Raw genomic sequence first — 26,431 nt, 5'->3', positions numbered from 1 at the left:
CTGTGCGCCCCTTTCTTACAGCGCCATCGCCAGCCGCGTACCCTGATCGATCGCGCGGCGGGCGTCCAGCTCGGCGGCCACGTCGGCGCCGCCGATCAGATGTACGGTTTTCCCCATCGCCAGCAGCGGTTGCTGCAGTTCGCGGCGCGGTTCCTGCCCGGCGCAGATGACCACCGTGTCTACCGGCAGGCAGCTGTCCTGCTCGGCGCGGGTGATGTGCAGCCCTTCGTCGTCGATCAGTCGATAGCTGACGCTATTGAGCATCTTCACGCCGCGCATTGCCAGGCTGGCGCGGTGGATCCAACCGGTGGTTTTCCCCAGGCCTTCGCCCACCTTGCTGGTTTTGCGCTGTAACAGGTAGATTTGCCGCGCGGCCTGTGGCGCCTGCGGCCCTTGCGCCGCCAGCCCACCGCGCTGCTCAAGGCGGCCGTCGATGCCCCATTCGCGGTTGAATTCCGCCTGATCCAGGCTGCTGGAGACGCCGTGTTGGCTAAGATACTCGGCGGTGTCGAAGCCGATGCCGCCGGCGCCGACGATCGCCACCCGCTGGCCGACCGGTTTTTTATCGCGCAGCACGTCCAGATAGCTCAGCACCTTGGCGTGCCCGATGCCGGGAATATCCGGGGTGCGCGGCACGATGCCGCAGGCGAGGATCACTTCGTCGAATTCGCTTAAATCCGCCGCCTCGACCTTGACGCCCAGCCTGACCGTCACTTCGCGCAGCGCCAGCTGGCGGCGGAAGTAACGCAGGGTTTCATGGAATTCTTCCTTGCCGGGGATCTGCTTGGCGATGTTGAACTGGCCGCCGATCTGCTCGGCGGCGTCGAACAGCGTCACCTGATGGCCACGGCTGGCGGCGGTGGTGGCAAAGGCCAGTCCGGCGGGGCCGGCACCGATCACCGCCAGCTTTTTCGGTTTTTCCGCCATCGTCAGCGGCATTTCGGTTTCACGGCAGGCGCGTGGGTTGACCAGGCAAGACGTCAGTTTGCCTTCAAAAATCTGGTCGAGACAGGCCTGGTTGCAACCGATGCAGGTATTGATCTCGTCGGCGCGTCCCTCGGCGGCTTTCTGCACAAAGGCGGCGTCGGCGAGGAACGGGCGCGCCATCGACACCATGTCGGCGCAGCCGTCCGCCAGCACCTGCTCGGCCACCGCCGGATCGTTGATGCGGTTGGTGGTGATCAGCGGAATACCCACCTTGCCCATCAGCTTGCGGGTCACCCAGCTGAACCCGGCGCGCGGCACCATGGTGGCGATGGTCGGGATGCGCGCCTCGTGCCAGCCGATGCCGGTATTGATGATCGTGGCGCCTGCCTGTTCGACCGCCAGCGCCAGCTGTTCGATCTCCTGCCAACTGGAGCCATCCTCCACCAGATCGAGCATCGACAGCCGGTAGATCAGAATGAATTCCGCGCCCACCGCCTGGCGCACCGCCCGCACGATCTCGACGGCGAAGCGCATGCGGTTGGTGAAGCTGCCGCCCCAGCGATCGTCGCGCTGGTTGGTGCGCGCCGCCAAAAATTGGTTGATCAGGTAGCCTTCGGAACCCATCACCTCAACGCCGTCGTAGCCGGCCTGTTGCGCCAGCGCCGCGCAGTGGGCGAAGTCGGCGATGGTCTGCTCGATCTCCGCTTCACTCAGCGCGCTTGGCGCGAAGGGATTGATCGGCGCCTGCAGCGCGGAAGGGCCCACCGGGTGCGGTTGATAGCTGTAGCGGCCGGCATGCAGGATCTGCAGCGCTATCTTGCCGCCCGCGCGATGAACGGCCTCGGTGACCGGCCGATGGTGAGGCAGCTGCGCCTCGCTGTTGAGGGTGGAGCCGCCGCGATACACCACGCCTTTGTCGTTGGGCGCGATGCCGCCGGTGACGATCAGGGCCACGCCGGCGGCGGCGCGCTCGGCATAGAACGCGGCCAGGCGCTGCGGGCCGTCGGGCAGCTCTTCCAGGCCGGTATGCATCGATCCCATCAGCACCCGGTTTTTCAGGGTGGTGAAGCCGAGATCCAGCGGCGCCAGCAGGTGAGGGTAATTGCTCATTGCACTCTCCATCGTTCATCCCCCGCCTCTTTCAACCTGCAGCGTTGTTGCCTGCGTTCGCTCGCCCCAGTCACTTACTTGAGTAAGCTCCTGGGAACGCCCGAACTTGCCGCCTAGCTGCAGGTTGAAAGCGATTGGGGATGAGCATCTGTTATTATTATGTGAACACAAGTGGTCGGATGAGATAAATCTAGCCGTTGTCGCGCCGCTTGGGAATCTGCGTTGTGCCGAATGTGATAGACGTCATGAATCTCAGGCAACGTTTGCATAACCAACAAAAGATCGGTTAACCTTTGCGCGTTGCAAATTCCTTCTCTCTGCGGAGCCATAACCGAAAATGAACAACCACACCTGTTGATATCTGGTCCCACGCTGTGCGCTCCCGCGCCCTGTGGGGATGTTTTTGATCTCATTCAGGAGTGCTTATGGCTCATTTTGCGCAGTCCCCTTATTTCGTTTTACATCAACTGACCTGCCAATTTGCTGACGGCGAAACGCTGTTCGGCCCGCTGGATCTCGCTTTCGATCGGCAGCGCTGCGGCCTGGTGGGGCGCAACGGCGTCGGCAAAACCCAGCTGCTGCGCCTGATCGCCGGGCGGGATCGGCCGGGCAACGGGCACGTTGAATCCCATGCCGCATTGGCTTACGTTGCGCAGCAGCCGGAGATCGCGGCGGGCACCACGCTGGCGCAGCTGCTGGGCTACGGCGAGGTCTTCGCCGCGCTGGCGCGCATCGAGCAGGGGCGGCCGTTGGCGGACGATATCGATCGTCTGGAAGGACGCTGGGATCTCAAAGATCGTCTGCAAAGCGCCTTCGCCGCCGCCGGGCTGCCAGCCTTCGATCCGCTGCGATCCGCGTGCGACTTGAGCGGCGGCGAACGGATGCGCGCGGCGCTGTGCGGCGCTTTTCTGGGGGAGGCGGATTATCTGCTGTTGGACGAACCGACCAATCACCTCGACAGCGCCGGGCGCGCCTGGCTGTATCAGCAGTTGGATCAGTGGCGCGGCGGGCTGCTGATCGCCAGCCATGACCGGCAGCTGCTGGGGCGTATGGAGCGCATTGTCGAACTGACGCCCGGCGCGCTGCGCAGCTACGGTGGCAACTATGACGACTACCGGCGCCAGCGTGATACGGAGCAGCAGGCGGCGCGCGCCGATCTGGAGCATGCGCGCGAGGAGCGCCGCCGCACCCGCGCCCGCCAGCAGAAAGAGCACGACATGAGCCAGCGACGCTCGGCGCAAACGCTGCGCGTCGTCGATACGCTGAATATCGCCTCTTTCGAGCGGGTGGCCTACAAGTCGGCGGCGAAGGAGAGCCTCGGCACGCTGCGCAAACAGCATCAGGAGCAGCGCGACAGCCTCGATTCGGCGGTGCGCGAGGCCTATCAGCGGGTGGAAGACGAGCAACCGGTGTTGCTGGCGCTGCCGGGCAGTGAAGTGAGCGCGAACAAGCAGGTGCTGGTGCTCGAGCAGCTGCAGCTGCCGTTCGTCAGCGCGCCGCCGCTGGATCTGCGGATCGACGGCCCGATGCGCGTGGCGTTGACCGGCCCCAACGGCTGCGGCAAATCCACCTTGCTGAAGACCATTCTCGGTCAGCTGGCGGCGCTTTCCGGCCATTGTCATTGCCCGCTGTCGACGGCCTACCTCGATCAAACCCTGTCGCAGCTCGACCCGAGTCTGTCGGTGATGGACCATCTGGGGCTGCAGGATTCGCCGCTGGCGGAAGGCGCGTTGCGTACCCGGCTGGCGCAGCTGCAGCTTGGTGCGGATCGCATCGCGCTGCCGCTGGGCTCGCTGAGCGGCGGCGAACGGCTCAAGGCGGCGCTGGCCTGCGCACTGTGGCGGCGACAACCGGCGCAGCTGCTGTTGCTGGACGAACCGACCAACCACCTGGATCTGGCGTCGTCGCTGGCGATCGAAACCGCCCTGGCGGATTTCCCCGGCGCGATGCTGGTGGTGTCGCACGACGAAGACTTCCTGCAGGCGCTGCGGCCGACGCACCGCCTGAACCGGCAGGCGGACGGCTGGCGGCTTCAGGCCTGGTAACGCGGGAAGGCGGCCCTAAGGGGCCGCCTTTTTCATCTCGGGCGCGTTAATGCACGCCAGCAGCTGGGTGAAGGCCGCGGCCATCTGCTCTTCCGGTACGCAGGCAAACCCCATCAGCAGGCCGCGCCGGCGGTTGGGCAGCATATAGTAGCGCGACAGCGGTCGCACCAGCACTCCTTGCGCGCCGGCGGCGGCGGCGATCGCCACGTCGTCGGCCTCGTCGGGCAGATTGAGGATCAGATGCAATCCGGCGTTGCTGTTGAACTCGCTGAGCGCCTGTTTGCCGAGGTGCTGTTCGATCAATCCGGTCAGAAAAGCGCGCCGCCGGGCGTACAGCAACCGCATGCGGCGGATATGCGCGGTGTAGTGCCCCGCCTGAATAAACTCCGCCAGCGCGCTCTGGATCAGCAGGTGTCCGCCGCGGTACAGCTCGGCGTGGGCGATTTTCAACGGCTGCACCAGCGGCGGCGGCAACACCACATAGCCGAGGCGCAGCGCCGGGTAGAGCGTCTTGCTGAAGGTGCCGATGTAAATCACCGGCGCATCGGCCTCCAGCCCTTGCAGCGCCGGGATCGGTTGGCCGGAAAAGCGAAATTCGCTGTCGTAGTCGTCCTCGACGATCCAACCACCGGCGTTGCGCGCCAGCGCCAGCAGCCGTTGGCGCCGCGCCAGGCTCATCACCGAGCCGAGCGGATACTGGTGCGACGGGGTCACGAAGATCAGCCGCGGCGGGGTGGTCGGCTGCTCCGGCGGAACCAGCCCGGCTTCGTCCACCGCCAGCGGGCAGATATTCAGCGCATTGATGCGCAGGATATTGCGGATCCCCCAATAGCCCGGCTCTTCGATCCAGGCGTCATCCCCCGGATTGCACAACATGCGCGTCACCAGATCGATCGCCTGATGGATGCCTTCGGTGATCAGGATCTGTTCCGGCGAGCAGTGCACCGAGCGCGCCACCCGTAAATACTCCACCAACGCATGCTGCAGCTCCGGGCTACCGCCCTGATTGCTGTAGGTCAACCGCTGCGGCACCGGACGGCGGCTGAGCCTCGCCTGGATCTTGCTGAACAGCTGATGGGGAAAGGCGTTGACGTCGGGCACGCCGGGAATGAACGCCCCCCACTGTTTGGGGCTGGCGCTGGCGTGGTGCAGCAGCGTGGCGCCGCGCTCCGACAGTTCGACGCGGCGCGGTTGCCCGCTGCCGTTCGCCGGGGCGCCGCCGGTGGAGAGGCAGCTGTCCGGCACCGTGTCGGCGACGAAGGTGCCGCTGCCGGCGCGCGCCGACACGTAACCTTCCGCCAGCAGTTGTTCATAAACGGTTAATACAGTGTTGCGGGATAGACTGAGCTCCTGCGCCAGATCGCGCGAGGCGGGCAGGCGGCTGGAGGGCGGCAGGCTGCCGTCGAGAATGCTGGTGCGGATCGCGTTGTAAAGCCGCTTGTGCAGCTTGTCATCGGGCTGTTCGCCAAGGCGCTGCAGCAACAGGTCACCACTCAATGAGCGCAATTGGATCCCTCAATTATTCGTAACTGGCACTCGATTATAGGGCCACATCCTGTGTAAATAAACGTCATTGTTTCACGAATGTGAACGAAACGTGTAACTGGCACCGACCGGAGAGAACAGCATGAAAAACGCAGAATTGAACCAACGCCGTCAGGACGCCACCCCGCGCGGAGTGGGCGTGATGTGTGGTTTTTACGCCGAGCGCGCAGAGAACGCTACGCTGTGGGATGTGGAAGGCAAAGAAGTGATCGATTTCGCCTCGGGGATCGCCGTGCTGAACACCGGCCATCGCCACCCGAAGGTGATCGCCGCGATTGAAAAGCAGCTGCAGGCCTTCACCCACACCGCCTATCAGATCGTTCCTTACGAAAGCTATGTCTCGTTGGCAGAGCGCATCAATCAGCGCGCGCCGATCGCCGGCCCGTGTAAAACCGCCTTCTTCACCACCGGCGCGGAAGCGGTGGAAAACGCGGTGAAGATCGCCCGCGCTTACACCGGCCGCCCGGGCTTGATCACCTTCGGCGGCGGTTTCCACGGCCGCACCTACATGACCATGGCGCTGACCGGCAAAGTGGCGCCTTACAAACTGGGCTTTGGCCCATTCCCCGGCTCGGTGTTCCACGGCCAGTACCCGAACGCGCTGTACGGCGTGACCACCGAAGACGCGATGAGCAGCCTGGACCGCCTGTTTAAAGCGGATATCGATCCCAAGCAGGTGGCGGCGATCGTGCTGGAGCCGGTGCAGGGCGAAGGCGGCTTCAACGTGGCGCCGGCCGAATTCATGCAGGCGCTGCGCGCGCTGTGCGACCAGCATGGCATCCTGCTGATCGCCGACGAAGTGCAGACCGGCTTCGCCCGTACCGGCAAGCTGTTCGCCATGGAGCACTACAGCGTTAAACCGGATCTGATCACCATGGCGAAAAGCCTGGCGGGCGGCATGCCGCTGTCGGCGGTGGCGGGCCGCGCCGAGGTGATGGACGCGCCGGCGCCGGGCGGGCTGGGCGGCACCTACGCCGGTAACCCGCTGGCGGTGGCCGCGGCGCATGCGGTGCTGGACGTGATCGAAGAAGAGCAGCTGTGCCAGCGCGCCCAGCGCTTGGGGCAGCACCTGGTGGAAGTGCTGCAGCAGGCGCGCAAAACCAGCCCGGCGATCGCCGATGTGCGTGCGCAAGGTTCGATGGTGGCGGTGGAATTCAACGATCCGGCCACCGGCAAACCATCTGCCGATATCACCCGTCAGGTGCAGCAGAAAGCGATGGAAGAAGGGCTGCTGCTACTGAGCTGCGGCGTGAACGGCAACGTGATTCGCTTCCTGTACCCGCTGACCATCCCGGACGATCAGTTCACCAAGGCGATGGGCATCCTGTCCCGCGCGCTGGCCCACTAAGGAGTGAACGGCATGAAATTGAATAATCCCGAGCTGTTGCGCAGCCAGTGTCTGATCAACGGCGAATGGTGCGATGCCCTGAGCGGCAAGCGCGAAGCGGTGATCAATCCGGCCACCGGCGCCGAACTGGCCAGCATTCCGCTGGTCAGCGAAGAGGAAACCCAGCAGGCGATCGCGGCGGCGCAGCGGGCGCAAAACGAGTGGAAACAGCTGACCGCCAAGCAGCGTTCCGCGCTGCTGCTGGCCTGGGCCGACAAGGTGCTGGCCGCACAGGAAGATCTGGCACAGCTGATGACCGCCGAGCAGGGCAAATCGCTGGCGGAAGCGCGCGGCGAAGTGGCGTACGCCGCGTCGTTCATCACCTGGTTCGCCGAAGAGGCCAAGCGGGTGGACGGCGCGGTATTGCAGGCGCCGCAAGCTTCGCAGCGCCTGGTGGTGGTGAAGCAGCCGATCGGCGTGTGTGCGGCCATCACCCCGTGGAATTTCCCGGCGGCGATGATCACCCGCAAGGTGGCGCCGGCGCTGGCGGCCGGTTGCGCCATCATCGTCAAACCGGCTGAGCAAACGCCGTTGACCGCGTTGGCGTTGGCCAAGCTGGCGCAGGACGCCGGCATTCCCGCCGGCGTGTTGCAGGTGGTGACCGGCGAAGCAGCGCAAGTGGGCAAGGTGCTGTGCGACAGCCCGGTGGTGCGCAAGCTGAGCTTTACCGGCTCGACCGAGGTCGGCCGTATCCTGATGGCGCAGTGCGCGCCGAGCATCAAGAAACTGTCGCTGGAGCTGGGCGGTAACGCGCCGGTCATCGTGTTCGACGACGCCAATCTGGACGCGGCAGTGGCGGGCATCATGGCCTCCAAGTTCCGCAACAGCGGCCAGACCTGCGTCTGCGCCAACCGCATCTACGTGCAGGACGGCATCTACGAACGACTGGCGGAGAAACTGGTGGCGGCGGTCGAGCAGCTGAAAGTCGGCGACGGCAGCCAGGAAGGCACGACCCAGGGGCCGCTGATCGACAGCGATGCGGTGGCGAAGGTGCAGAGCCACATCGATGACGCGCTGATCAAAGGGGCACAGATCGCCACCGGCGGCCAGCCGCACGCGCTCGGCGGCACCTTCTTCCAGCCGACGGTGGTGACCGGCGTGACGCAGAAAATGCGCTTCGCCAAAGAAGAGACCTTCGGGCCGGTGGCGCCGCTGTTCCGTTTCCATGACGAGGCGGAAGCCATCGCCATGGCCAACGACACCGAATTCGGCCTGGCCGCCTACCTGTTCACGCAGAACGCTGCGCGCCAGTGGCGGGTGCCGGAAGCGCTGGAGTACGGCATGGTCGGCATCAACACCGGGTTGATTTCCAACGAAGTGGCGCCGTTCGGCGGCGTGAAACAGTCAGGGCTCGGGCGTGAAGGATCGCGCTACGGGATAGAAGAATATCTGGAGCTGAAATACCTGTGTATCGATGTGAGCTGTTGAGCGTCAGGACGTTAACCCATCCCGGCGGCCAGCGTCGCCGGGCGATAAAGGATGATGCATGTCTGATAATATCTCTGTTTCTCCGGCGCTTGCCGCCGGGGTGCGAGCACCTGCACCCGCCAAATCGTTAAGTTTCCTCGAAGGGGTGGCGATGATCGTCGGCACCAACATCGGCGCCGGCGTGCTCTCCATCGCCTACGCTTCCAGCAAGGCCGGTTTCCTGCCGCTGCTGTTCTGGCTGGTGCTGGTGGGGAGCCTGACCACCATCACCATGCTGTACGTCGCCGAATCCACGCTGCGCACCCGCGCGCATCTGCAGCTGAGCGGTCTGGCGAAGCGCTACGTCGGTGGCCTGGGCGCCTGGCTGATGTTCGCTTCGGTGTGCGTCAACAGCGTCGGGGCGCTTACCGCTTATATGACCGGCAGTGGCAAGCTACTGCAATCGCTGTTCGGCATCTCGCCGGCGCTGGGCAGCTTGCTGTTCTTCGTGCCCGCCGCCGGCGTGCTGTACCTTGGTTTGAAAGCGATCGGCCGCGGCGAGAAGTTCATCAGCATCGGCATGGTGGTGATGTTGACCGCGCTGGTGGCGGCGACGCTGCTGAAAGACACCACCCAGATGCGCAACCTGCTGGACGGCGACTGGCGCTATATGGTGCCGGTGTTCAACGTGGTGGTGTTCTGCTTCTCGGCGCAGTATATCGTGCCGGAGATGGCGCGCGGCTTTGCCGACAAGCCGGAGCAACTGCCGAAGGCGATCATCGTCGGCATGGTCGTGACCTTCATTTTGCTGGCGGCGGTGCCGATGTCGGTGATCGCGCTCAGCGGGCTGGATGGCATTTCCGACGTAGCCACCATCTCCTGGGGCCAGGCGCTGGGGCAGTGGGCGTTCTTCTCCGCCAACATCTTCGCGCTGTGCGCGATGCTGACCTCGTACTGGGGATTGGGCGGCAGCTTCCTGACCAATATTTTCGACAAGTTCCGGCTGGGCAACGACGAGCTGCCGCTGCGCCGCTTCGGCGTACTGCTGCTGGTGGTGGTGCCGCCGTTCGCGCTGGCCTACAGCGGCCTGGTGTCGTTCGTCAACGCGCTCTACTTCGCCGGGGTGTTCAGCGGGGTGATCCTGTCGATCATGCCGATGCTGATCCTGCGCGGCGCGCGCAAACAGGGCGACCAGACCCCGCGCTGGCAGTGCAACTGGATCACGCACCCGTTGCTGCAGGTCAGCATTGTGTTGCTGTACCTGGCCAGCGCGGTGTACGCCATCGCTTCATTGTTAGGCTATCTGCCCTCTGGATGGTGATTTGCCTTCCCTCAAGCAGTGATGTTGTTTCTCGGCATTGAGAACGGCGGCGTCGTGGCCGCCGATTTTTTTCTCAGGCGCGCCGTTTTTCCGACAACGCCAGCCAGGCCTGCACCGACGGGCGCTGCCACTGCTTGTGCGCATAGTGGCGCACGCGCTCCGGCACCGCATCACCGTGCATCACCAGCCGGTTGAGCATCAGCGCCAGATCGGTGTCGGCGATGCACCACTCCCTGAACAGATTGTCTTGCCCGTGGCTCAGCAGTTTTTCCACGGCGGCGATCAGCTTGCGCGCGGCCTCTTGCGCGGCTTCGGACAGCGGCGGGAACTTGCCGTTGTTGAACACCACCTCGGTCGAACGCTCGGCGCGGATCGGCAGCAGATCGCTGCGCAGCCAGGCCTGGATCTCGCGCGCTTTGGCGCGCAGCTTCACGTCGCGCGGGTATACGGCGTGGGCCGGGTGGATGTCTTCCAGGTATTCGGCGATCGCCGAAGACTCTGAGAGCTGGAATTCGCCGATCGCCAGCGTCGGCACCCGGCGGGTGAGCGACAGCGCCGCGTAGGCCGCCTCTTTGTTCTCTTCCTTCGCCAGGTCCACCGTCTTCACGGTGAACGGAATGCCTTTTTCCGTCAGCACGACAAAAGCGGACATGGCGTACGGGCTGAAAAATTCACTGTCGGTGTAAAGCTCGATGATCGGTTGAGACATCGGCGGTTCCTCGGGGTTAAAGGGGGAACATTCATCATTGTCGAGGGGAGGCTAAAAATCAATCTGTTAGCTAAAAGTTATTGGGCGGCGTGGTTTACGGCGCCGTGAGTTCCTTCAGGATGATGTGATATATTTGTTGCCAACACGTGAATTGAGCCGTATTGGGTAACATGAAGACGCAGTGGATAGAAAGAGTGAAAGTGGGATGCGCGCGCCTGTGGCCGCACCCGCTGGCGGTGGGCAAGCGAGAGATGCTGATTTCCAGCGTCGGCGCCGGTTTGGGGCTGATGCTCGCCGGCTGGATCAGCCACTTTATTTTGGGCGAGGTGAACCTGTGGTTTATCGCGCCGATGGGCGCTTCGGCGGTGCTGCTGTTCGGCGTGCCCAACAGCCCGTTGGCGCAGCCCTGGTCGATCGTCGGCGGCAATGCGCTGGCGGCGACGGTGGGCGTCAGCGCCGGTCTGCTGATCCCCGATCCGGGCCTGGCCTGCGGCGTCGCGGCGGCGGTGGCCATCGGCCTGATGTTCAAGCTGCGTTGCCTGCATCCACCCGGCGGCGCGGTGGCGTTGACCGCCATCCTCGGCGGCCCCGGCATTCACCAGATGGGCTATGACTTCGTACTGTATCCGGTGCTGCTGAACTCGGTGCTGTTGGCGGCGCTGGCCATTCTGTTCAATAACCTGGCCGGGCGACGCTACCCGCACGCGCTGGCGCCGGCGGAGGCCAAGCCGGCCAATTTGCCGATCGATGCCGTTTCCATCACCCGCGCCGATTTGCATGAGGCGCTGATGGAGGGGGATCTGTTCGATATCGACGAGGACGATCTGCAGGAGATCCTGCTGCGCGCCGAGCAATTGGCGCATCAGCGGCAAAGCAAAATCGCCTGATCAGCCCAGCGTTTTGCGGTAAAACACCACCCGCTCCGTTTCGGCAAAGCCCAGCGCCGCGTGCAGGCGCTGGGAGTCCAGATTAGCGATGTCGGTATCCGACGCCAGCTCGCTGCACCCCTGTTGCTTGGCCCACTCCTGCACCTGCGCGATCAAACGCGCCGCCCAACCCTGGCGGCGAGCGCACTCGACGGTATAAATCCCTTCCAGAAATGCCACCGGCGACGATTCGCAGCCGTTGACGTAATCGTAGCGCAGCGCGACCTCGGCAAAGCCAACGAAAGCGCCGTCCAGCCCCCGCGCCATAAACGCGGTGTGGTGTGGCGAAGCCAATATTTCGCGCATCTCCGCGCGGTGCACTTCCTGAGGGCAGGTGGGCCACAGCGCCGAGCGCAGCGCCAGCCAGGCGTCGAGGTTGTCGTGGTCGCAGTTGACGATCATGCAGGGGCCTTATGAGTCAGAATAAATCAGGAATGCCGAAAGAGAAGTGTGGCACGGCGGCGGGAAACAAAAAAGCCATTATGGCGGGGCTCTCTAAGAGGATGAAAGAGATGTGTTAATATTTTAAGCGAAGTTGCTATAGGGTACGGCCAGCTCACTGATAAGGGATTGCTATGGATGCGAAAGCCGTAGCTCAAGGAATTATTGAACAGGCCGCCGTTTCTTCGCGTCGTTTGCGGGAACTGTCTCCCTCAACGTACCATAAGCTCACCCCACGAAATCTGGACATGATCTACTTTCTGGCGGAGGAGTATCTTGAACCCTTTGTTGCCTATACCAGCAAATCGAAAATGTTCTGTGAAGGTATGAATCATGGGCTATCTAAAGTCTTGGGGCAGTAAGCTCGGTAAAGGATTGTCGCACCTTGTGGAAGTGATTTTGGGCGGGGTATTTTCTGTCGCTGCGTTTGGCTCACTGTTCTGGTTCGACGAAGGGTGGCAACGAATTCTGAGCGCGGCAATATTCCTGTTGCTGGTGTTTGTCACTATTGCTTTGTGTAGCCTTGTGAGAAGCGAGCGATAGCGGATTGATCAATCAAAAGCCAGCGGTTGGATTTTAACTAATGATCAAGTGATGATGACTTCCTATCGTTAAGTAAGAAAATCAATGAACTGGCTAAAATCCTTTCTTGTGAAGTTCACTAAGTTTGTTGGTCACCAAACGGCCGATCTGGCCGAGTCCGTTATCATTGGCCTTTTCTCCATTGCGGCCTTTGTTGCCTTGTTCTGGTTTGACGAGTGGTGGAAATCTATCGCTGCGGCTATCGTGATTTTCTTTGCCGGCTTTCTGGTGAGTCTGGCTATAGGCTGGTTAAGAGGGGAAAGATAACTGATAGTGCCGGCATACTGCCGCCATTTTGCCGCCACTGTGAGCACGAAATAAAAAAGCCACTTCGAGAAAAGTGGCTTTTTTATATGATTTTAAAGCTAAAATTTGGTGGCCCCTGTTGGGTTTGAACCAACGACCAAGCGATTATGAGAACGATGCACCATCTTTTAAAAACAATGAGTTACATTAAAAACAAAGGGTTACGAAACGAATGTTGATGGTTGTTATTGGTTGTTTGAGTCCTGAGGGGACAGAAAGGGGGCACTTACCCCCCAAAAAAATCATCCATTGGATGATTTTAGACCTTCACTTAGTACTAATATCTCACCGTTAAAGGCTATGCACTCTCTGGCTCGAGGTACATTAAAGTAAGCATAAATCATTAGCCAGAACATTCTGTCTCTATGTGTGACTGCGTGTAATTGATTTATTAATTGTTGTCGTGACTCTTTATCGGGACATGTATCTATTAACTCTAGGATCATATTTAAATTTGCGATTTCATTATGATAGCTTAGCTTTAATTCATTTGCGGTTTTTTCACCAGAACTGAGCATGTGGGGTTCTTTTTTATTGTTTATAGAATCAATGTCAAAATTTTGATTAAATCTTTTTTTAGCATATGCTAAAAAAACACTCTCTTCTATTTCAATAAGTTTCCCACTGTCCGGATGGTATATTTTGTATTTTTTATTATTTAGCTTTTCATTTAAATTGCTGGCGTAAATATTCATCAGTGATGAGTGATGTTGTCTTCTTAAATGGTTTATTTGCTGTTGGTTAAATTTGATAGTAAAGTAAAGAGTTGTACATATAACTATAGTAGTTAAGAAACCAAATAGTGAACTATAAACCCCACCAATATAAGAGCCGAAGCTTGACCAGTCTTGAGTTTTTTCTGAAAAAGGTAGTGAATGAAACTTGGCTATGAAAGCAAGAGATGGTATGAACAATATAAAAATAGCAGTAATGGATAAAGTTACCGTTATAAAAATTTTTTTATTTTTACTCATATACTTTCCTTAGCGGATTGAATTTAACAGCTTCCTCTAAATGATCTGGCGCAAAATGCGCATAGCGCATAGTCATCTTTATGTCTGTGTGTCCTAGAATGCGTTGAAGAACCAGTATGTTTCCGCCATTCATCATAAAATGTGATGCAAAGGTGTGACGCAAAACGTGAGATAGTTGTCCAGCAGGAAGATCTATATTGGCACGTTCTACGGCCTTGCGAAATGCTGAATAACAGGGCTTGAAGAATCGCCCTGCCTTTTCAGGTTTTGGCAATAAATCAAAGAACTCTTGGCTGATTGGTACAGTCCGATTACGGTTCCCTTTAGTTTTAAAGAAACTTACTTTGAGGTTTCTGATCTGTTTGGTTGTTAATGATTCTGCTTCATCCCATCGAGCGCCAGTAATAAGACATGTGCAAGCTACCCAGAATGTACTTTCGTTTCTGCTACTTTTGCATTCATCCAGCAAACGGGTGATCTCGTCATCTTCCAGATACGATAGCTCCGCTTCTTCTGATTTAAATGGTCTGAGGTCAGAAAGTGGGTTATCAAGTTTCCAATGACCTAGGCGTTTCAGTTCATTGAACACTGCCCTGAAATAGGCCAGCTCTAAATTCATTGTGCGTGGAGAAACTTGCTTCACGCGAGCTGTGCGCACGATCTCCCCAGAAAGTCGTTTTTTCCTGTAGTTAGAAAACATTGTTGCGTTAAATTCGTGAGCTGTAGGTTCCCCCATGCTTGCGCAAGCAAATTCCATAGCCCCCTTGCGCTTTTCGCCATCGTCTAACGTAACACCATGTTCATCAAACCACTGTACTACAAGGTCTTTCAGCTTTCGGCGATCTTCTTTTCCATCAAGCCAGGGCTTGACGTGAACATTTTCTAATATATGGTTTTGATAGGCTGTGGCCTCTCCCTTGGTAGAGAATGTCTTGCGTATACGCTTGCTGCTCTTACCTTTGGGTTTACCTTCGGGGTAAAAGTCTAAAAGCCACTTGCCGTCTGGCTGTTTTTTTATCGACATAGCTTAGTTTGAGATTGTCATTACTACTCGGCCTAACACGCTGATTTCATCTAGGCTGCAGTCAAAGGACATACCAACACCACCAACCCTCACGCGATTTGTAGGTATACGAACCAGCGTTCGAATGCTTATTTTTCCTTCAATACTGACCAGCCATTCACCGTCGAAAACTTCAGTAAAAGAGCGGTCGACAATGTATTGAGCTTTATCATCTTGGATGCAAACCGGATCAGTAGGTAGAACTGACCCAGACTTGAAAAAGACTTTGTCTAATCTTGCCATTCCAGCGTCAATCAACTGTCCATCGGCCAGCTTTTGGCGATGCAAGTGCATCATATCCAGTTCTTCGTCGTAGAACTTGCGGCCTTGGCCAGTTGCGAGCCATTCCAATGTGGCGCCTGTCTCGGCCATGCAGCGCACGACGATGTCAGCGGGGAAAAAACCTCTCCTATAGCGATTGGCCAAGCTACTGCTGGCAATGCCAAGGTGATCGGCTAAAGCTAATTTGGTCTTGAAACCATACGCTTCAAGGATCCTATCCAGCGTCTCAACACTCCCCTTGGAGAAGTCAATGTGTAGGCTCATGAAAACTTTCCCTTGCAATCTCCCTATTTGGAAGATTAACATCTGGTTTGTAGGTTTATGAAAGTTATTGAGTGTTGCTGCACTCAAAGTGAAAAAGGAGTTTGCCCGATGCGCCCTAACATTACAATTGCCATTACAACCCCATATCTGCCTATCGATGAGTATTGCCGTATCACTGGAACCCCTATAGGAACGGCTCGCGACATGGTGCGTGACGGCCGCTTGCCTATCCGTGGCAAGGGTGATAAGCCAAAAGCAAGGGTTGAAATCAACATGGCTGCATTAACTGTGCAGGCATTGAGTGAATGTAAGATTTCGCTTCAGGCGTAATTCATCTTAATTATTAGATTGGGGTGAATCATGTTTGATTATGACGTTTCCAAACATCCACATTTTGACATCGCCTGTCGGCAGTTTGCCGTTCGTCACAACCTCGTAAAGCTGGGTGAGGTTACAGGCATTAAGCCACAGGCATTGCGCAACAAGCTAAACCCAGAGCAACCGCACCAGCTCACTTGTGCGGAGCTATTGGCGCTTACTGATGCTACTGAAGACGCTGGCTTGCTCGATGCCTTGCTGGCACAAATCAACTGCATGCCGTCCGTGCCTGTCAATGAGGCTTGTGCCGGGAATATCCCAACGTATGCACTGCAGGCCACGGCCGCAGTCGGAAACATTGCCGCCGCCGCTGTGCAGGGTGACCACAAAACGCCGGTACGCAAAAGCGCACTGCTTGAAAGCGTCAACACGGCGATCCGCCATTTGTCGCTGATCGGCTTGACCGTTCAGAACCGCATCCAATCCACCCCGGCTCTGGCCTCCACCGTTGACGTGATCAGCGGGCTGAGTGCTGTTGCTGGTTTAAGCTGAGGTGATCACCGTGGTTATTTCTATCGCTCCGCTGCTGAAACAACAAAGCCCATCGCGGCATTTTGAACACGGTTTTATTGAACTGCCGGGCGGCAAGCGCTGGCGCCCACGTCACGATCAGGCGGCCTTACTGCGTGGCCTGTCAACGGCTAAGCCTGTTTCACCGCTGCGCCGTTTGTTTTGCCGTTGATTGGGGCTGTCATGTTGTTGGCTACTGAAACACAAAAAGCGATCGGCATTAAGCGCATTTCACAGATTAAGCGTGAGCTGTTCCCGCATAAGCGGAATCAGGCGCAAGAGGCTTTTGATAAGTCGCCGGAACATATCCGCAGAACTGTTTGTTTTCATGCCGGGCTGAAAGAGCGGCATATAAAAATGAAGTTTGCAGAAATGAGTTATTCAGAGCGTAAACAAATCGTGTGGGCGCTGAATGACCTGATTGATTTATCAAAAACCTTACCGCGATTTATCAGTGATGATGATTGCGAATTAAACGTTAATTAACCGCATTGCGTAATTCTGGCGTTAACCCGCCGGGCATCGCTTTGTCTGAAATAAGGATTAAATATGTCGAATGTGATTTTTATGGGTTTAGACCCGGCAAAGGAAGGTAGCGATATTTCACAGGTGGCTGTGTTGCTTGATAACGCCCGCCTTGATGAACGTAAGAACCAAGCCGATCTCGCCGCTGCTCGTCTGGTGCGTTTGGCTGCACATATCTCTAAGAACGGTTTAACGGCTATTGAAGCTGTTGAGCTGCTCCGCCAAGAGGCTGAAGCCATCGAGCATCAAGCGCAGGAGCTGCACTAATGGCCGACTTGATGGACTACGAACAGGAGCGGCAAGCGCTGGTATTGGAAGCGCAGATTACCAATGCTCGCAAATCCTCCGCGCTGCCTTCTGCCTTTGTTTGCGAAGAATGTGATGCTCCGATTCCTGCCGCGCGTCGCGCTGCCGTTCCCGGCGTTGATACCTGCGTAAGCTGTCAGCAGATCCGCGAGACGCAAAGTCACCTTTACACGGGGAAGGCATGACAGAGTTCTCTATTTTGTTCGGCCTGCTGGCCTTGCTGGCAGGTCATTTTATTGCGGCCGATTTGAGTGACTCAGAATTTGCACGCAGACCAGAAAACCAAAATTACGATTAAGGAAATAACATGGAAATTAAAATCGGCAATGAGTTTGTAATCACCAGCGATAACCTGCAATTCATTCTTAATACGGTGAAGGTTGGTAAAACAGGTAAAAGTGAAGGCCAAGAGCGTTACGAGGCTATCGGCTATTACCCTGCGATTAACCAGCTTGTGAACGGCCTTATTCATCACAGCGTCCGTAATTCCAGTGTTAATAGCATTGCATCACTGGGCGCGGAGATAGGCCGCATTGGCAATTTGTGCCAAGAGGCTTTTGCTGCATGTGAGGCAGCGAAAGTTCAATGAGCCAAGCGGCTACCGCCTACGCTTACCCATGGAACGAACCGCGCCCGGCTGTTGCCGGGCCGGTAAGACCGCTAACCCGTGAGGAACTCGCTCAGGGGCAAGCTGTTTTAACCAATATCCGCCGCCTGCCGCGCTTCCTCAGCGCCATGTTCCTGACGCGTTACACCAACTTGCTCAAGAGCAAAGGGCTGCACGACGCCAACAAATGGCTGGTATTCCAGTTCGATCGCCGCATTTGGCCGCGCCTGCAAACGGTGAGAGCCAAGAACGCGATGAACCTCGCCGCGTCAATGCGGTTTTCTGCTGAAGTCGATAACTACGCAGCCCTGCCCGGTATGGACGACAAAGAGTTACGCCGCCTTGCCGATCGGGTGGCCGGTCAACTTCTGCAGAACTATGAAGATTACTGCGATGAGTTTGTGGCGGAGAACGATGGCGACAATGCCGGTCTGTTCGAAGATGCCACCCAATCAGAGTTTTATAGCCGCATTGCCGGTATGGCGCGCGCCTTCAACATCACCCCGATGCACTGGCGCAAATACCGCAAAGGCAAACTGGATGCCCGGTCAGCGATTGCCAGTCTGTCACGGTTAGTTAATTCCGAGTGGTGGGAGCGCCAGTTGAAAGCCCAGCGCACGCAATGGCGGGAGGCGTTGTTGATCGCCGTCGGCAATGTGAACCGTGGGGCGTCGTCCTACGCCAGTCGGCAGGCAATCCGCGATGTGAAAGCGCGCCGACAGTCAAATTTTGATTATCTGAACAGCCGCGAGCTTGAGAACGTCGAAACCGGCGAACGCTTCAGCCTCATCGACAAGGTGATGGCAAGCATCTCTAACCCGGAAATCCGTCGTAAGGAGTTAATGACGATGATTGCCGGTGTTGAGCAGGCCGCCGCTATCCGTGGCGATAAAGGGATGTTTATCACCCTCACCACCCCATCCAAATATCACCCGACGCGCGCCGTCGGCAAGAACAGCCCGAAGGTGCACTTTAACCACAAGTGGGACGATGAAGCCTACACGCCAAAAGACGGCCAGCGCTATCTTGTGAAGCTGTTTAGCAAGATCCGCACGTCGTTTAAAGATGCGGGCCTGCAGGTCTACGGCGTGCGCGTTGTCGAACCGCACCATGATGCGACGCCGCACTGGCATATGATGCTGTTTACCTCCAAAAAACAGCGCCAGCAGGTGATCGACATCATGCGCCGTTATGCCATGGCTGAAGATGGCGACGAGCGCGGCGCTGCTAAAAATCGTTTTGACTGTAAGCACCTGAACAGAGGCGGTGCAGCGGGCTATATCGCTAAATACATTGCAAAAAACATCGACGGCTACGCGCTGGAAGGCGAACGCGATCACGAAACCGGCGAGCTGTTGACTGATACGGCCGCCGCCGTCACCGCGTGGGCGTCAACATGGCGTATCCCTCAATTCCACTTTCTCGGCCTGCCGTCGCGCGGGGCATGGCGTGAGTGTCGCAAGATCCGCTTTGTCAGTCTGGCCGAGGAGTTTGACGAAAGGGTGGAAGCGGTGCGTGCTGCCGCCGACGCTGGTCTTTTTGCCGATTATATTTTGGCGCAGGGTGGCCCCAACGTTGCCCGCGACGATCAGACTGTGCGTTTGGCCCGCCGGGTTGCCGACGAGCGCAACGCCTATGATGAAGAGGTGCAGAAAATCGCGGGGATTTTTGCCCCGCATATCGGCGCCGATCGCGTTTATGAAACCCGCACCACGCAATGGCGCATCGTAGCGAAAGCTGTTGCCGTTGAGCCTTTGACTTTGAAAAGCGCCTCCGGCGCGCCTCGGAGTCCTGTCAATAACTGTGGATTGGTCGGCAGCGGTGGCGCCGAAAATACGCAGGATGGGGAGCCTGTAGAGGCCGTGGCGGTGATGGAACATGCACCGGAAACCCAGATTGACTGGGATGACATGACCGTTGCACGGTCTGTTATGACGCGTTTACGGGCAAATGCCCCGCCGATAAACAGGCAACAGAGAGGCCTTGACCCATATAAGCGTATAGAGCCTGCTGCATCGGCCAGATTGACCTCCGCCGAGCGCGATCGCGTAACCAAAATTTACTCAGAGCTGGCACTACACGGCATCGAGCCGACGCGCTGGGAACTTGAGGCACTGGCGCGCGGCGCTAAAGTCAAATTTGGTGATATTTCAATGCACTATCCAGCGGTTAACGATTGGGCGGGCTTCCAATAATTTCTTGCGCAATTAAATCTGATAGGCATATACTGTATATGCATACAGTAATTAAGCATCGGAGGGAAAGGGTGCAAGCAGTGGATGAAGTGGTTGTTTTAGAAAGAATTGAACTCATCGCCCGTCTGGGGGTTTGTTATGAGAGCCAAGCGAAAGACAAAGACATTGCATTGATATGGATCTCGGAACTGGCCGGGGAGATGAGAACCAACATTACTCCTGATAGTACTTCAATGATTAAAAAACTAGCTGCTATTTCGTAATTTATAGGCGACTTAATATTTTTGCATTCATTAATGGCATCTATGTTTGCGCTGCAAAGAGCGGCTTTAAGCTTATGTTGAATGCTATGGGTGATTTTTTCATTTTCTTATCAATTGGTTAAGTGGTGTATTCTGTTTCTTAAGTTAAGTATTTGACATTAAGTTATCTCCACCTTAGTGTTATGATTGTCATGGTTTTTATATTGAGCGTTACATTTTTTATTACATAAGGATAGAGGGTTGAAATGATAAAATATGATGTAAGTGAAGTATTTGGATTGACGAGGGACTTGCCTCTTAATTATATCGAGCGTAATGATGTTGACGTGAAACTTAAGACCGAGTTGAGTGCAAAAAAGCATATAGTTATCTACGGAAGTTCAAAACAGGGAAAAACATGTGTGCGAAAGCATTGTTTAGACCCTCAGCAGTATATTCTAGTTCAATGTTCAAACAAATCTGATATTTCAGAGTTGAATAGTAGTATTTTGAAGCGAGCTGGATTTGAAATAACGCAATCGACAAAGAAAGGCATGACCGGTAAGAATAAAATCCTAGCATCTATTAAAGGTGGCTTATTTGGGACTTTTAGCGCTTCTGCAGGAGGGGAAACGGAGGATACTACATCTACAGAAAAAACGACAACTCCACTAGAAATTGATGTAGATGATGTGAACGATGTTATAGCCGCTCTGAAATCAATAAATTTTGATAAAATTATCGTGCTTGAAGACTTTCACTATATGCCATTTGAAACACAGAAAGACTTCTCGATAGCATTAAAAGCATTTCATGAAACATCGAGCATAACATTTATTATTGTTGGTGTTTGGCTCGAAGACAATAGGTTGATCGTTTATAATGGAGATCTCACTGGACGAGTTATATCTGTAAATGCAGATAAGTGGTCAGATGGTGATTTGGTGAAAGCTATAGATGAGGGTGCTCGATTATTAGGGATATCCTTCAGTCAAGGGTTCAAAAATGACTTGGTTAAATATTGTCTTAAGAGCATATATCTTGTTCAGGAGGCATGTAGAAGAGCTTGTGTACTAGAAGGGGTTTCTAATGGGCAATCGTCATCAGTAGAGGTTGGTAATAGATGTAGTGCTCAAGATTTGGTTGCTGAGATTGTTGGGGAACAATCCGCTAGATATAGTTCATTCCTCGTTAATTTTTCTGAAGGATTCCAAGATACTGAACTTGAAATGCATAAGTGGTTGCTATATCCAGTTTTAAACTCCTCAATTGAGGAGTTAGAAGCAGGGTTAAAATATAGAGATATTAAAGTTGCTTTGCAGACTGTGCATCCACGACAAGATAAACTGAACTTGGGTAACGTGACACAGTCGCTACAATCTTCCGCATCTTTGCAAATAAAGAAAAGCATCATGCCAATAATTTTGGACTATGATCAAACGAATAAAAAGCTGAATGTTGTTGATAAAGGCTTTTTGATTTGGTTACAACATCAAGATATTGAAGAGTTAAAAGGCGATTTAGGTTTACCTAAATAATCACTCCGAATGTATCCACTGCTTTCTGCAAATAAGGTGTAACGACCCTAGGCTAGCACCTTGTGTGCATGCACTGAATGCATGAATTTGCATGATGATCCGGTGTTCTTTTTACCCCCGCAGCGCCAGGACTGGCGCGGATCGCGCCGGATCATGCAACTGCATTAAAAGCGACATATAAAGCGCGCAGGCGAGGCGGGGATAGCATTGCGCGCAAGCCGTGTTGAACCCCTCCCAAAAGAGCCGCCAGCGTCCCGTCACGGCGATTTATCGCAATACTAGTATGAGAATGGGGTTTGATGTCGTGGCGCCATGATGGCGCTCTCAGGCGCTTACAGCGCACTGCATAACATCGCCAATCAATGACACCAAAAAATGACACCATAATATTCTTGCAATGGTGTCATAAAGTGATACTATAAGCCCCATGAACAAACGACACCAAAAAACGCTGTCAGATGTGTTTGCCCGGCCTGTCAACGGTTCTATAAAGTGGTCTGATATTGAGGCGCTTTTTACCGCATTAGGGGCGGAGATTCACGAAAGGGAAGGTTCTAGGATCGCGGTGCTGTTGAAAGGTGAAAAAAGAGTCTTTCACCGGCCACACCCCAGACCTACCACTGACAAGGGGGCGGTTAACTCCATTCGGATCTGGTTGGATAGCTTAGGAATAAAACCATGATGAATAACACACTGAAAATTGACGGCCATACGGCCGTCATCAACTTCGACCCTGAAATTGAAATGTTCCGGGGCGAGTTTGTCGGGCTGAATGGCGGCGCCGACTTCTACGCCTACAGCGTGGACGAGCTGAAGAAAGAAGGCGCGATCTCACTCGCGGTCTTTCTTGATGAGTGCCATAAAGACGGCATCGAGCCTTACAAGTCGTACAGCGGCAAAGTAACCACCCGCCTGTCGCCGGAACGCCATCAGGCGTTAGCCATTGCCGCACAGGCCACCGGGCAGTCGATTAATGAACTGCTGAATGAAGGTGTTGATTTGGTTATCGAAAAGCACTCCTGATCCAGCGCCAACAAAAAAGCCGCCAATCACTGGCGGCTTTCTGCTTATTCGGTCGGCAACTCATACGGCGCGAATCTAATCACCTCTTCCCCGATCCAGTCGTTCACCTCCTTCATGCGCTCTTGCAGCGGTGTTAGCTCGTTGCGTACAAACACCTGAGCGGCTTTTTTCACGTCCCCGAAGCCGCCGGTATTGTTCGGGATAATCCCCATCATCTGCGGTGGTACACGGTGCGCACTTAGCAAATCGTCGCGGCTGGCATTCTTGATGTTGAAAAAGTCGTCCTTGGTGGCGACCTCGGATAGCGGCAAAATCTTAATGCCGTCCGGCTTGCCGTTCGGGGCGTACATGAACAGATTGCGGAAGTTCCCCAAGCCCTTGGTGTCACGCATGGCTTGGCGCATTCTGTCAACGTCGCTTGTACTTTGCGCGGCGTCGGTCATATACAGGATGTAACCGGCGTGCGCCCCGTTCTGGTAATACTTACGGCGGAACAGCGTCGCCGCCTCGTTCAGCCAGGCGGAGTTAAGCGCGCTGAGGTACTCCGGCAGGCCGTAAAGTTCCTGATTGATGTCTGGCTCAATCAGGTGGAAAACGCTGTCGGTCTTGAAGCGGTGCGCCTCTTTCCAGTCCTGCACGAACCAGTAAGCGCCGCGATCCACGCCGCGCCGCGTGTACTTGGCCGGGGAGGATTTTAGCTGCAGCGGCGCGCCGAGCCGGTTTTGGCGCTCTTCTAAATAGGCGTTGCCGAACACCAGATAATCCAGCGCATAGCGGCTAAACTCCTGCTGACTTAACAGCCGGTGGGGGATAAACGTTGACGCTAAAATATTGCGCTTAACGTACATCGGCGAGCTGTGATGCACGGCGGCGCGCACGCTGCGTGCCAGCCCATCGAAGCTGATCGGCGGCTCGTACCACTTGCCATTGGTTGTGCACTCGATGTAATCCAGAATTTCCCGCTTATCCAGCACAGCAGACGGCTCGCCAAAGGTGAACGCCTCAAAATCCTGCTTCTGCTCTGTTGCCGGGGCTGGCGCCGGGGTGGTAAATGCCTTGCGGCCTTTGCGCTTGCTCATCAGTAAAACTCCAAAATGTTCGGGCTGCTGTGGCCGCTGCCTGCGGTCAGCGGTTCGTTTAAGAGGGCGTGCATGATTGACCATGCAACATCGGCGTGGCTGGCTTCTTCGCTGCGGCTGGCGGTGTAGGTTGAACGCGCGCCGCTGGCGGTCATGGTTTTGCGGATCGCCATAAAGGCGGCGGTGATGTCGGTGTGGCTGGTGTCGTATTCCAGACAGCCGCGCCCGATGGTGTCTTTTGCCTTCAGCACCATGGCGGTTTTGATTTCCGGAGTGTATTTGATTTCCCGCGCGGCCGGGAAGAACTCGCGCACCAGCTGGAAAACGCCTTGGCCGACGGTGGTCGCATCGATGCCGATGTACTCCACGCAATATTTTTCGGTCAGGTCTTTAATCTTCTGGGCCTGAGCGGCAAAGTTCATGCCCTGCCACTGGTGGCGCTCGAGCACGCGGAACTTGCCCCCGGCCACCATTGGCGGCGCGATCACCGCGCACCCGGCGCTGTCGCCGCCGTTGGCTTCCGATGGGTCGTAACCGATCCACACCGGACGATAGCCGAACGGCCGCACGGCGTAAGGGTTGAAGTCTTCCCACTCTTCCAGCGTATCGACCATGCAGCCTTGCAGCTCGGCGAACGGGAATACCGACGCGGTATCGTCCACAAACTCACACATCAGCAGGTTCTGATACTCTGCCGGGCTGTATTCGAGCGACAGCTGATCGAGGTCGAACAGGTTACAGCCGCCGGTCAGCGCATCCTCAACCGTGACAATCTGGCGCCATTGCCCATCACCGCACAGCACGCCTTTTGACAGGTGGCTGTGGCTGAGGTCGAGTTGAACGTGATCGGCTTTACTGCGGCGGCCTTTGTTAAAGAGTTCCCCCGACCAGAATGGATAAGCGGAGTGCGCCAGACTCGACGGAGTGGAAAAGTAGGTGGTGCGCCACCGCTTGTGCAGCGACATCCCGCTGGCGACTTTGCGCAGCTCCTGAAACTTCGGTATCCAGAAATACTCATCAAGATACAGATTGCCGGTGTAGCTCTGCGCAGTGCGCACGTTGGTGCCGAGGAACATCAGGCGGGCGCCGTTCGGCAGCACCATCGGATCGCCTTTCAGGTCAACCTCGACCAGCCGCGCAAAATCAATGATGTAATTGCGGAACACATGCGCCTGCGCCTTACTGGCCGACAAGAAAATCTGATTGCGGCCGGTGGTCAGCGCATCAAGTAATGCTTCGCGGGCAAAGAAGAACGTGGCGCCGATCTGGCGCGATTTCAGGATGTTGCGGATACGGTGTTGCAGCCCGGCGCGATACCATCCCATCTGATACTCGAAGGTGGTTTCTGTGAAGATGCTTTGCAGTTTCTCCACGGCGGCCTCGCTGAACACGTTGCGCTCGGCGGGCTTGCGCTCGCCTTTGTTGCGGTTGGCGACGTTCGGGTTTAAGTCCGCCTCGTTGCCGGTCGCCGAATAGCGATTGACCCGCGCCAGCCGTTCAATCTGACGGCCTAACAGGTCGATTTCTTTGAAGTCTTTCCCCTCCTTGACGTCTTTCATGATGAGCTGAATCAACCGTGCTTCCATGCTTTGCTCAACGCGGGAAATGGGCGCGATGTCGTCCCATTTATCGCGCAGTTTCCAGCTCTGCACGGTCGGCCCCTTGAGGTTCAGCGTTTCCGCAATTTGGCGCACAGAAAAGCCCTGCCAGTAGAGCAAGGCAGCTTGGCGGCGCGGATCGCTGATGATGGTTGTTGCCGGTGTCGTATTCATGCCGCCAAGGCTACGAAAGCGCCGGGCGACTCGCATTAAGCCCTTGTTGTGCCTCAGATCTTCCAACCGCAACGCGTTGAGACGCGGCGCCATTCCCCCGAAACTAGCCCCGAACCCAATCACCACAACCGGAGCCGTTTACATGGCAAAGAAAGTTACTAAGTTTTTCCGCATCGGCGTTGAAGGCGACACCGTTGACGGCCGCGAGATCGGCGCTGCGGATATTCAGCAGATGGCCGCGACCTACAGCCCGAAGGTGTACGGCGCCCGCATCAACATGGAACACATCAAGGGGATTTTGCCGGACGGTTATTTTCGTCGTTACGGCGGCGTGGTTGAGCTGAAGGCCGAGAAAATCGACGAGCCGGACGAACCGCTGTTGCACGGCAAATGGGCGCTGTATGCCAGTCTGGCCCCGACCGCCGATCTGGTGTCGATGGTCGGCGCGGGCCAAAAAGTGTTTACCTCGATGGAGGTGAGGCGAGATTTCGCCAAGACCGGCAAGTCGTATCTGGTCGGGCTGGCCGTCACCGATGATCCGGCGAGCCTCGGCACTGACATGCTGGAGTTCAGCCGCCGCCACGAGAACGTCGAGTTCTCCGCGCCGCTGGAAGTCCATTTCGATTTTGAGCCGGTCGCTGACCCGGAAACCTCATTCTCTGCCCGCATCAAGGCGATGTTTAGCCGCAAACAATCCACCGACGATGTGCGCTTTGGCGAGATGGAAGGCGCGGTCATGACCGTGGCCGAGCAGTTGCAGGAAGCGGACACCCGCTTTACCGAGACGTTAGCCGTATTGAGCGAGCAGGTTGCCGACCTCAAGCAACAGGTAAAAACCGGTAGCGATGCGTTCAGCGCGCTGAAAGCCCAGCTTTCCACCTCGGAAGATTTCAGCCAGCAGGCCCGCCCGGAGGCCACCGGCAGCAATAGCGCGCAAGACGTGCTGACCGATTGCTAAGGCAGCCAC

The 26,431-nt window shown here is 56.4% G+C and carries 29 protein-coding genes; 20 read left to right on the top strand and 9 right to left on the bottom strand.

The window, feature by feature from the left end; genetic code table 11:
* Positions 1 to 15: 15 nt before the first annotated feature.
* On the bottom strand, positions 16 to 2,037 hold the full coding sequence (locus ACYF6X_RS21285; RefSeq protein ID WP_063988629.1) for an oxidoreductase: 2,022 nt from the start codon (positions 2,035 to 2,037) through the stop codon (positions 16 to 18).
* A gap of 425 nt (positions 2,038 to 2,462) precedes the next feature.
* Here ACYF6X_RS21285 and ACYF6X_RS21280 point away from each other — a divergent pair, with 425 nt between their 5' ends.
* Entirely contained in the window at positions 2,463 to 4,082 is a 1,620-nt protein-coding gene (locus ACYF6X_RS21280) for an ABC-F family ATP-binding cassette domain-containing protein (RefSeq protein ID WP_130017732.1), read from the top strand.
* Positions 4,083 to 4,097: 15 nt separating this feature from the next.
* Here the strand turns inward: ACYF6X_RS21280 and pdxR are convergent, their stop codons facing one another.
* Positions 4,098 to 5,588: a MocR-like pyridoxine biosynthesis transcription factor PdxR gene (gene pdxR / locus ACYF6X_RS21275; protein ID WP_130017733.1), complete on the bottom strand. Its 1,491-nt coding sequence runs from the start codon at positions 5,586 to 5,588 to the stop codon at positions 4,098 to 4,100.
* Positions 5,589 to 5,709: 121 nt separating this feature from the next.
* Between pdxR and ACYF6X_RS21270 the strand changes: the two genes are divergently transcribed.
* The 3 genes from ACYF6X_RS21270 to ACYF6X_RS21260 are packed head-to-tail and all read left to right on the top strand — an operon-like array spanning position 5,710 to position 9,742.
* Positions 5,710 to 6,975: a 4-aminobutyrate--2-oxoglutarate transaminase gene (locus tag ACYF6X_RS21270; RefSeq protein ID WP_063988632.1), complete on the top strand. Its 1,266-nt coding sequence runs from the start codon at positions 5,710 to 5,712 to the stop codon at positions 6,973 to 6,975.
* 12 nt (positions 6,976 to 6,987) lie between these two features.
* Positions 6,988 to 8,442 (top strand): NAD-dependent succinate-semialdehyde dehydrogenase, encoded by a 1,455-nt coding sequence (locus ACYF6X_RS21265; RefSeq protein WP_038879538.1) that lies wholly within the window; start codon positions 6,988 to 6,990, stop codon positions 8,440 to 8,442.
* A 58-nt stretch (positions 8,443 to 8,500) separates the two neighbouring features.
* Positions 8,501 to 9,742, top strand: coding sequence for an aromatic amino acid transport family protein (locus ACYF6X_RS21260; protein ID WP_130017734.1), 1,242 nt, complete (start codon positions 8,501 to 8,503; stop codon positions 9,740 to 9,742).
* Between the two features lie 73 nt (positions 9,743 to 9,815).
* Here the strand turns inward: ACYF6X_RS21260 and yfcF are convergent, their stop codons facing one another.
* Positions 9,816 to 10,451: a glutathione transferase gene (gene yfcF, locus ACYF6X_RS21255; protein WP_130017735.1), complete on the bottom strand. Its 636-nt coding sequence runs from the start codon at positions 10,449 to 10,451 to the stop codon at positions 9,816 to 9,818.
* A gap of 170 nt (positions 10,452 to 10,621) precedes the next feature.
* On the opposite strand from yfcF, the gene ACYF6X_RS21250 reads away from it, so the two are divergent.
* Positions 10,622 to 11,338 carry an HPP family protein gene (locus ACYF6X_RS21250; protein ID WP_063988635.1) on the top strand — a complete coding sequence of 239 codons (717 nt, stop codon included), beginning with the start codon at positions 10,622 to 10,624 and terminating at the stop codon, positions 11,336 to 11,338.
* Here the strand turns inward: ACYF6X_RS21250 and aac(6') are convergent, their stop codons facing one another.
* Positions 11,339 to 11,779, bottom strand: a complete 441-nt coding sequence (aac(6'), locus tag ACYF6X_RS21245) for an aminoglycoside 6'-N-acetyltransferase (RefSeq protein WP_063988636.1) — start codon at positions 11,777 to 11,779, stop codon at positions 11,339 to 11,341.
* A gap of 173 nt (positions 11,780 to 11,952) precedes the next feature.
* On the opposite strand from aac(6'), the gene ACYF6X_RS21240 reads away from it, so the two are divergent.
* Together ACYF6X_RS21240 and ACYF6X_RS21235 are read left to right on the top strand one after the other, a co-directional pair.
* Positions 11,953 to 12,180, top strand: a complete 228-nt coding sequence (locus ACYF6X_RS21240; protein ID WP_130017736.1) for a hypothetical protein — start codon at positions 11,953 to 11,955, stop codon at positions 12,178 to 12,180.
* Between the two features lie 265 nt (positions 12,181 to 12,445).
* A complete protein-coding gene (locus ACYF6X_RS21235) occupies positions 12,446 to 12,667 on the top strand; it encodes a hypothetical protein (RefSeq protein WP_063988638.1) in 222 nt (73 codons plus the stop codon).
* Between the two features lie 281 nt (positions 12,668 to 12,948).
* On the opposite strand, the gene ACYF6X_RS21230 is transcribed toward ACYF6X_RS21235, so the two are convergent.
* From ACYF6X_RS21230 to ACYF6X_RS21220, 3 genes are read right to left on the bottom strand one after another with little or no spacing between them, the layout of a single operon-like run.
* A complete protein-coding gene (locus tag ACYF6X_RS21230; protein WP_197800477.1) occupies positions 12,949 to 13,680 on the bottom strand; it encodes a hypothetical protein in 732 nt (243 codons plus the stop codon).
* A complete protein-coding gene (locus ACYF6X_RS21225; protein ID WP_197800475.1) occupies positions 13,673 to 14,704 on the bottom strand; it encodes a phage integrase in 1,032 nt (343 codons plus the stop codon). The genes ACYF6X_RS21230 and ACYF6X_RS21225 overlap by 8 nt, the downstream gene beginning before the upstream one ends.
* 3 nt (positions 14,705 to 14,707) lie before the next feature.
* A complete protein-coding gene (locus ACYF6X_RS21220; RefSeq protein WP_197800473.1) occupies positions 14,708 to 15,289 on the bottom strand; it encodes a helix-turn-helix domain-containing protein in 582 nt (193 codons plus the stop codon).
* A 108-nt stretch (positions 15,290 to 15,397) separates the two neighbouring features.
* On the opposite strand from ACYF6X_RS21220, the gene ACYF6X_RS21215 reads away from it, so the two are divergent.
* The 12 genes from ACYF6X_RS21215 to ACYF6X_RS21160 all read left to right on the top strand — a co-directional run bounded on the left by ACYF6X_RS21215 (position 15,398) and on the right by ACYF6X_RS21160 (position 22,613).
* Positions 15,398 to 15,619: a hypothetical protein gene (locus ACYF6X_RS21215; protein WP_046687853.1), complete on the top strand. Its 222-nt coding sequence runs from the start codon at positions 15,398 to 15,400 to the stop codon at positions 15,617 to 15,619.
* A 30-nt stretch (positions 15,620 to 15,649) separates the two neighbouring features.
* Positions 15,650 to 16,159, top strand: coding sequence for a phage regulatory CII family protein (locus tag ACYF6X_RS21210; protein WP_197800472.1), 510 nt, complete (start codon positions 15,650 to 15,652; stop codon positions 16,157 to 16,159).
* Between the two features lie 10 nt (positions 16,160 to 16,169).
* Positions 16,170 to 16,349, top strand: coding sequence for a phage filamentation protein Fil family protein (locus ACYF6X_RS21205; RefSeq protein ID WP_048322123.1), 180 nt, complete (start codon positions 16,170 to 16,172; stop codon positions 16,347 to 16,349).
* A gap of 11 nt (positions 16,350 to 16,360) precedes the next feature.
* Positions 16,361 to 16,663 carry a hypothetical protein gene (locus ACYF6X_RS21200; RefSeq protein WP_031221632.1) on the top strand — a complete coding sequence of 101 codons (303 nt, stop codon included), beginning with the start codon at positions 16,361 to 16,363 and terminating at the stop codon, positions 16,661 to 16,663.
* Between the two features lie 63 nt (positions 16,664 to 16,726).
* Complete coding sequence (locus tag ACYF6X_RS21195) at positions 16,727 to 16,969, top strand: DUF2732 family protein (protein ID WP_197800470.1); 243 nt, start codon at positions 16,727 to 16,729, stop codon at positions 16,967 to 16,969.
* Positions 16,969 to 17,193, top strand: a complete 225-nt coding sequence (locus ACYF6X_RS21190) for a TraR/DksA C4-type zinc finger protein (RefSeq protein WP_103773323.1) — start codon at positions 16,969 to 16,971, stop codon at positions 17,191 to 17,193. Before ACYF6X_RS21195 ends, ACYF6X_RS21190 begins: the two co-directional genes overlap by 1 nt.
* Positions 17,194 to 17,315: 122 nt before the next feature.
* Positions 17,316 to 17,597, top strand: coding sequence for a DUF5405 family protein (locus ACYF6X_RS21185; protein ID WP_197800468.1), 282 nt, complete (start codon positions 17,316 to 17,318; stop codon positions 17,595 to 17,597).
* Positions 17,594 to 19,810, top strand: a complete 2,217-nt coding sequence (locus ACYF6X_RS21180; protein ID WP_197800466.1) for a replication endonuclease — start codon at positions 17,594 to 17,596, stop codon at positions 19,808 to 19,810. Before ACYF6X_RS21185 ends, ACYF6X_RS21180 begins: the two co-directional genes overlap by 4 nt.
* Positions 19,811 to 19,890: 80 nt before the next feature.
* The gene (locus ACYF6X_RS21175) at positions 19,891 to 20,073 is read left to right on the top strand and encodes a hypothetical protein (protein ID WP_238545838.1); all 183 of its coding nucleotides are present in this window, start codon (positions 19,891 to 19,893) and stop codon (positions 20,071 to 20,073) included.
* 245 nt (positions 20,074 to 20,318) lie between these two features.
* Complete coding sequence (locus tag ACYF6X_RS21170) at positions 20,319 to 21,590, top strand: hypothetical protein (protein ID WP_139182595.1); 1,272 nt, start codon at positions 20,319 to 20,321, stop codon at positions 21,588 to 21,590.
* A 427-nt stretch (positions 21,591 to 22,017) separates the two neighbouring features.
* Positions 22,018 to 22,272, top strand: a complete 255-nt coding sequence (locus tag ACYF6X_RS21165) for a type II toxin-antitoxin system HicA family toxin (RefSeq protein ID WP_071605322.1) — start codon at positions 22,018 to 22,020, stop codon at positions 22,270 to 22,272.
* A complete protein-coding gene (locus ACYF6X_RS21160; RefSeq protein ID WP_223294898.1) occupies positions 22,269 to 22,613 on the top strand; it encodes a type II toxin-antitoxin system HicB family antitoxin in 345 nt (114 codons plus the stop codon). The genes ACYF6X_RS21165 and ACYF6X_RS21160 overlap by 4 nt, the downstream gene beginning before the upstream one ends.
* Positions 22,614 to 22,657: 44 nt before the next feature.
* Here the strand turns inward: ACYF6X_RS21160 and ACYF6X_RS21155 are convergent, their stop codons facing one another.
* Positions 22,658 to 23,692, bottom strand: a complete 1,035-nt coding sequence (locus tag ACYF6X_RS21155; RefSeq protein WP_197785009.1) for a phage portal protein — start codon at positions 23,690 to 23,692, stop codon at positions 22,658 to 22,660.
* Positions 23,692 to 25,464, bottom strand: a complete 1,773-nt coding sequence (locus ACYF6X_RS21150) for a terminase ATPase subunit family protein (RefSeq protein WP_442520361.1) — start codon at positions 25,462 to 25,464, stop codon at positions 23,692 to 23,694. The genes ACYF6X_RS21155 and ACYF6X_RS21150 overlap by 1 nt, the downstream gene beginning before the upstream one ends.
* A gap of 142 nt (positions 25,465 to 25,606) precedes the next feature.
* Between ACYF6X_RS21150 and ACYF6X_RS21145 the strand changes: the two genes are divergently transcribed.
* Positions 25,607 to 26,422 carry a GPO family capsid scaffolding protein gene (locus ACYF6X_RS21145; protein ID WP_197800828.1) on the top strand — a complete coding sequence of 272 codons (816 nt, stop codon included), beginning with the start codon at positions 25,607 to 25,609 and terminating at the stop codon, positions 26,420 to 26,422.
* Positions 26,423 to 26,431 lie beyond the last annotated feature (9 nt).

The organism is Serratia sp. ID 25-353 (assembly GCF_054792795.1).
Note: the sequence above shows the minus strand (reverse complement) of the source record. Positions and strands in the feature narration are given on the sequence as shown.

What these genes read in the sequence shown, in the direction of transcription:
- ACYF6X_RS21210 (WP_197800472.1), top strand. Translation starts at nt 15,650, where the DNA reads ATGTTTGATTATGACGTTTCCAAACATCCACATTTTGACATCGCCTGT.
- ACYF6X_RS21265 (WP_038879538.1), top strand. Translation starts at nt 6,988, where the DNA reads ATGAAATTGAATAATCCCGAGCTGTTGCGCAGCCAGTGTCTGATCAAC.
- ACYF6X_RS21170 (WP_139182595.1), top strand. Translation starts at nt 20,319, where the DNA reads ATGATAAAATATGATGTAAGTGAAGTATTTGGATTGACGAGGGACTTG.
- ACYF6X_RS21195 (WP_197800470.1), top strand. Translation starts at nt 16,727, where the DNA reads ATGTCGAATGTGATTTTTATGGGTTTAGACCCGGCAAAGGAAGGTAGC.
- ACYF6X_RS21270 (WP_063988632.1), top strand. Translation starts at nt 5,710, where the DNA reads ATGAAAAACGCAGAATTGAACCAACGCCGTCAGGACGCCACCCCGCGC.
- ACYF6X_RS21180 (WP_197800466.1), top strand. Translation starts at nt 17,594, where the DNA reads ATGAGCCAAGCGGCTACCGCCTACGCTTACCCATGGAACGAACCGCGC.
- ACYF6X_RS21200 (WP_031221632.1), top strand. Translation starts at nt 16,361, where the DNA reads ATGTTGTTGGCTACTGAAACACAAAAAGCGATCGGCATTAAGCGCATT.
- yfcF (WP_130017735.1), bottom strand. Translation starts at nt 10,451, where the DNA reads ATGTCTCAACCGATCATCGAGCTTTACACCGACAGTGAATTTTTCAGC.
- ACYF6X_RS21225 (WP_197800475.1), bottom strand. Translation starts at nt 14,704, where the DNA reads ATGTCGATAAAAAAACAGCCAGACGGCAAGTGGCTTTTAGACTTTTAC.
- ACYF6X_RS21220 (WP_197800473.1), bottom strand. Translation starts at nt 15,289, where the DNA reads ATGAGCCTACACATTGACTTCTCCAAGGGGAGTGTTGAGACGCTGGAT.
- ACYF6X_RS21250 (WP_063988635.1), top strand. Translation starts at nt 10,622, where the DNA reads ATGAAGACGCAGTGGATAGAAAGAGTGAAAGTGGGATGCGCGCGCCTG.
- ACYF6X_RS21285 (WP_063988629.1), bottom strand. Translation starts at nt 2,037, where the DNA reads ATGAGCAATTACCCTCACCTGCTGGCGCCGCTGGATCTCGGCTTCACC.
- ACYF6X_RS21160 (WP_223294898.1), top strand. Translation starts at nt 22,269, where the DNA reads ATGATGAATAACACACTGAAAATTGACGGCCATACGGCCGTCATCAAC.
- ACYF6X_RS21150 (WP_442520361.1), bottom strand. Translation starts at nt 25,464, where the DNA reads ATGAATACGACACCGGCAACAACCATCATCAGCGATCCGCGCCGCCAA.
- ACYF6X_RS21280 (WP_130017732.1), top strand. Translation starts at nt 2,463, where the DNA reads ATGGCTCATTTTGCGCAGTCCCCTTATTTCGTTTTACATCAACTGACC.
- ACYF6X_RS21145 (WP_197800828.1), top strand. Translation starts at nt 25,607, where the DNA reads ATGGCAAAGAAAGTTACTAAGTTTTTCCGCATCGGCGTTGAAGGCGAC.
- ACYF6X_RS21155 (WP_197785009.1), bottom strand. Translation starts at nt 23,692, where the DNA reads ATGAGCAAGCGCAAAGGCCGCAAGGCATTTACCACCCCGGCGCCAGCC.
- ACYF6X_RS21240 (WP_130017736.1), top strand. Translation starts at nt 11,953, where the DNA reads ATGGATGCGAAAGCCGTAGCTCAAGGAATTATTGAACAGGCCGCCGTT.
- ACYF6X_RS21190 (WP_103773323.1), top strand. Translation starts at nt 16,969, where the DNA reads ATGGCCGACTTGATGGACTACGAACAGGAGCGGCAAGCGCTGGTATTG.
- ACYF6X_RS21215 (WP_046687853.1), top strand. Translation starts at nt 15,398, where the DNA reads ATGCGCCCTAACATTACAATTGCCATTACAACCCCATATCTGCCTATC.
- ACYF6X_RS21230 (WP_197800477.1), bottom strand. Translation starts at nt 13,680, where the DNA reads ATGAGTAAAAATAAAAAAATTTTTATAACGGTAACTTTATCCATTACT.
- ACYF6X_RS21235 (WP_063988638.1), top strand. Translation starts at nt 12,446, where the DNA reads ATGAACTGGCTAAAATCCTTTCTTGTGAAGTTCACTAAGTTTGTTGGT.
- ACYF6X_RS21165 (WP_071605322.1), top strand. Translation starts at nt 22,018, where the DNA reads ATGAACAAACGACACCAAAAAACGCTGTCAGATGTGTTTGCCCGGCCT.
- ACYF6X_RS21260 (WP_130017734.1), top strand. Translation starts at nt 8,501, where the DNA reads ATGTCTGATAATATCTCTGTTTCTCCGGCGCTTGCCGCCGGGGTGCGA.
- ACYF6X_RS21185 (WP_197800468.1), top strand. Translation starts at nt 17,316, where the DNA reads ATGGAAATTAAAATCGGCAATGAGTTTGTAATCACCAGCGATAACCTG.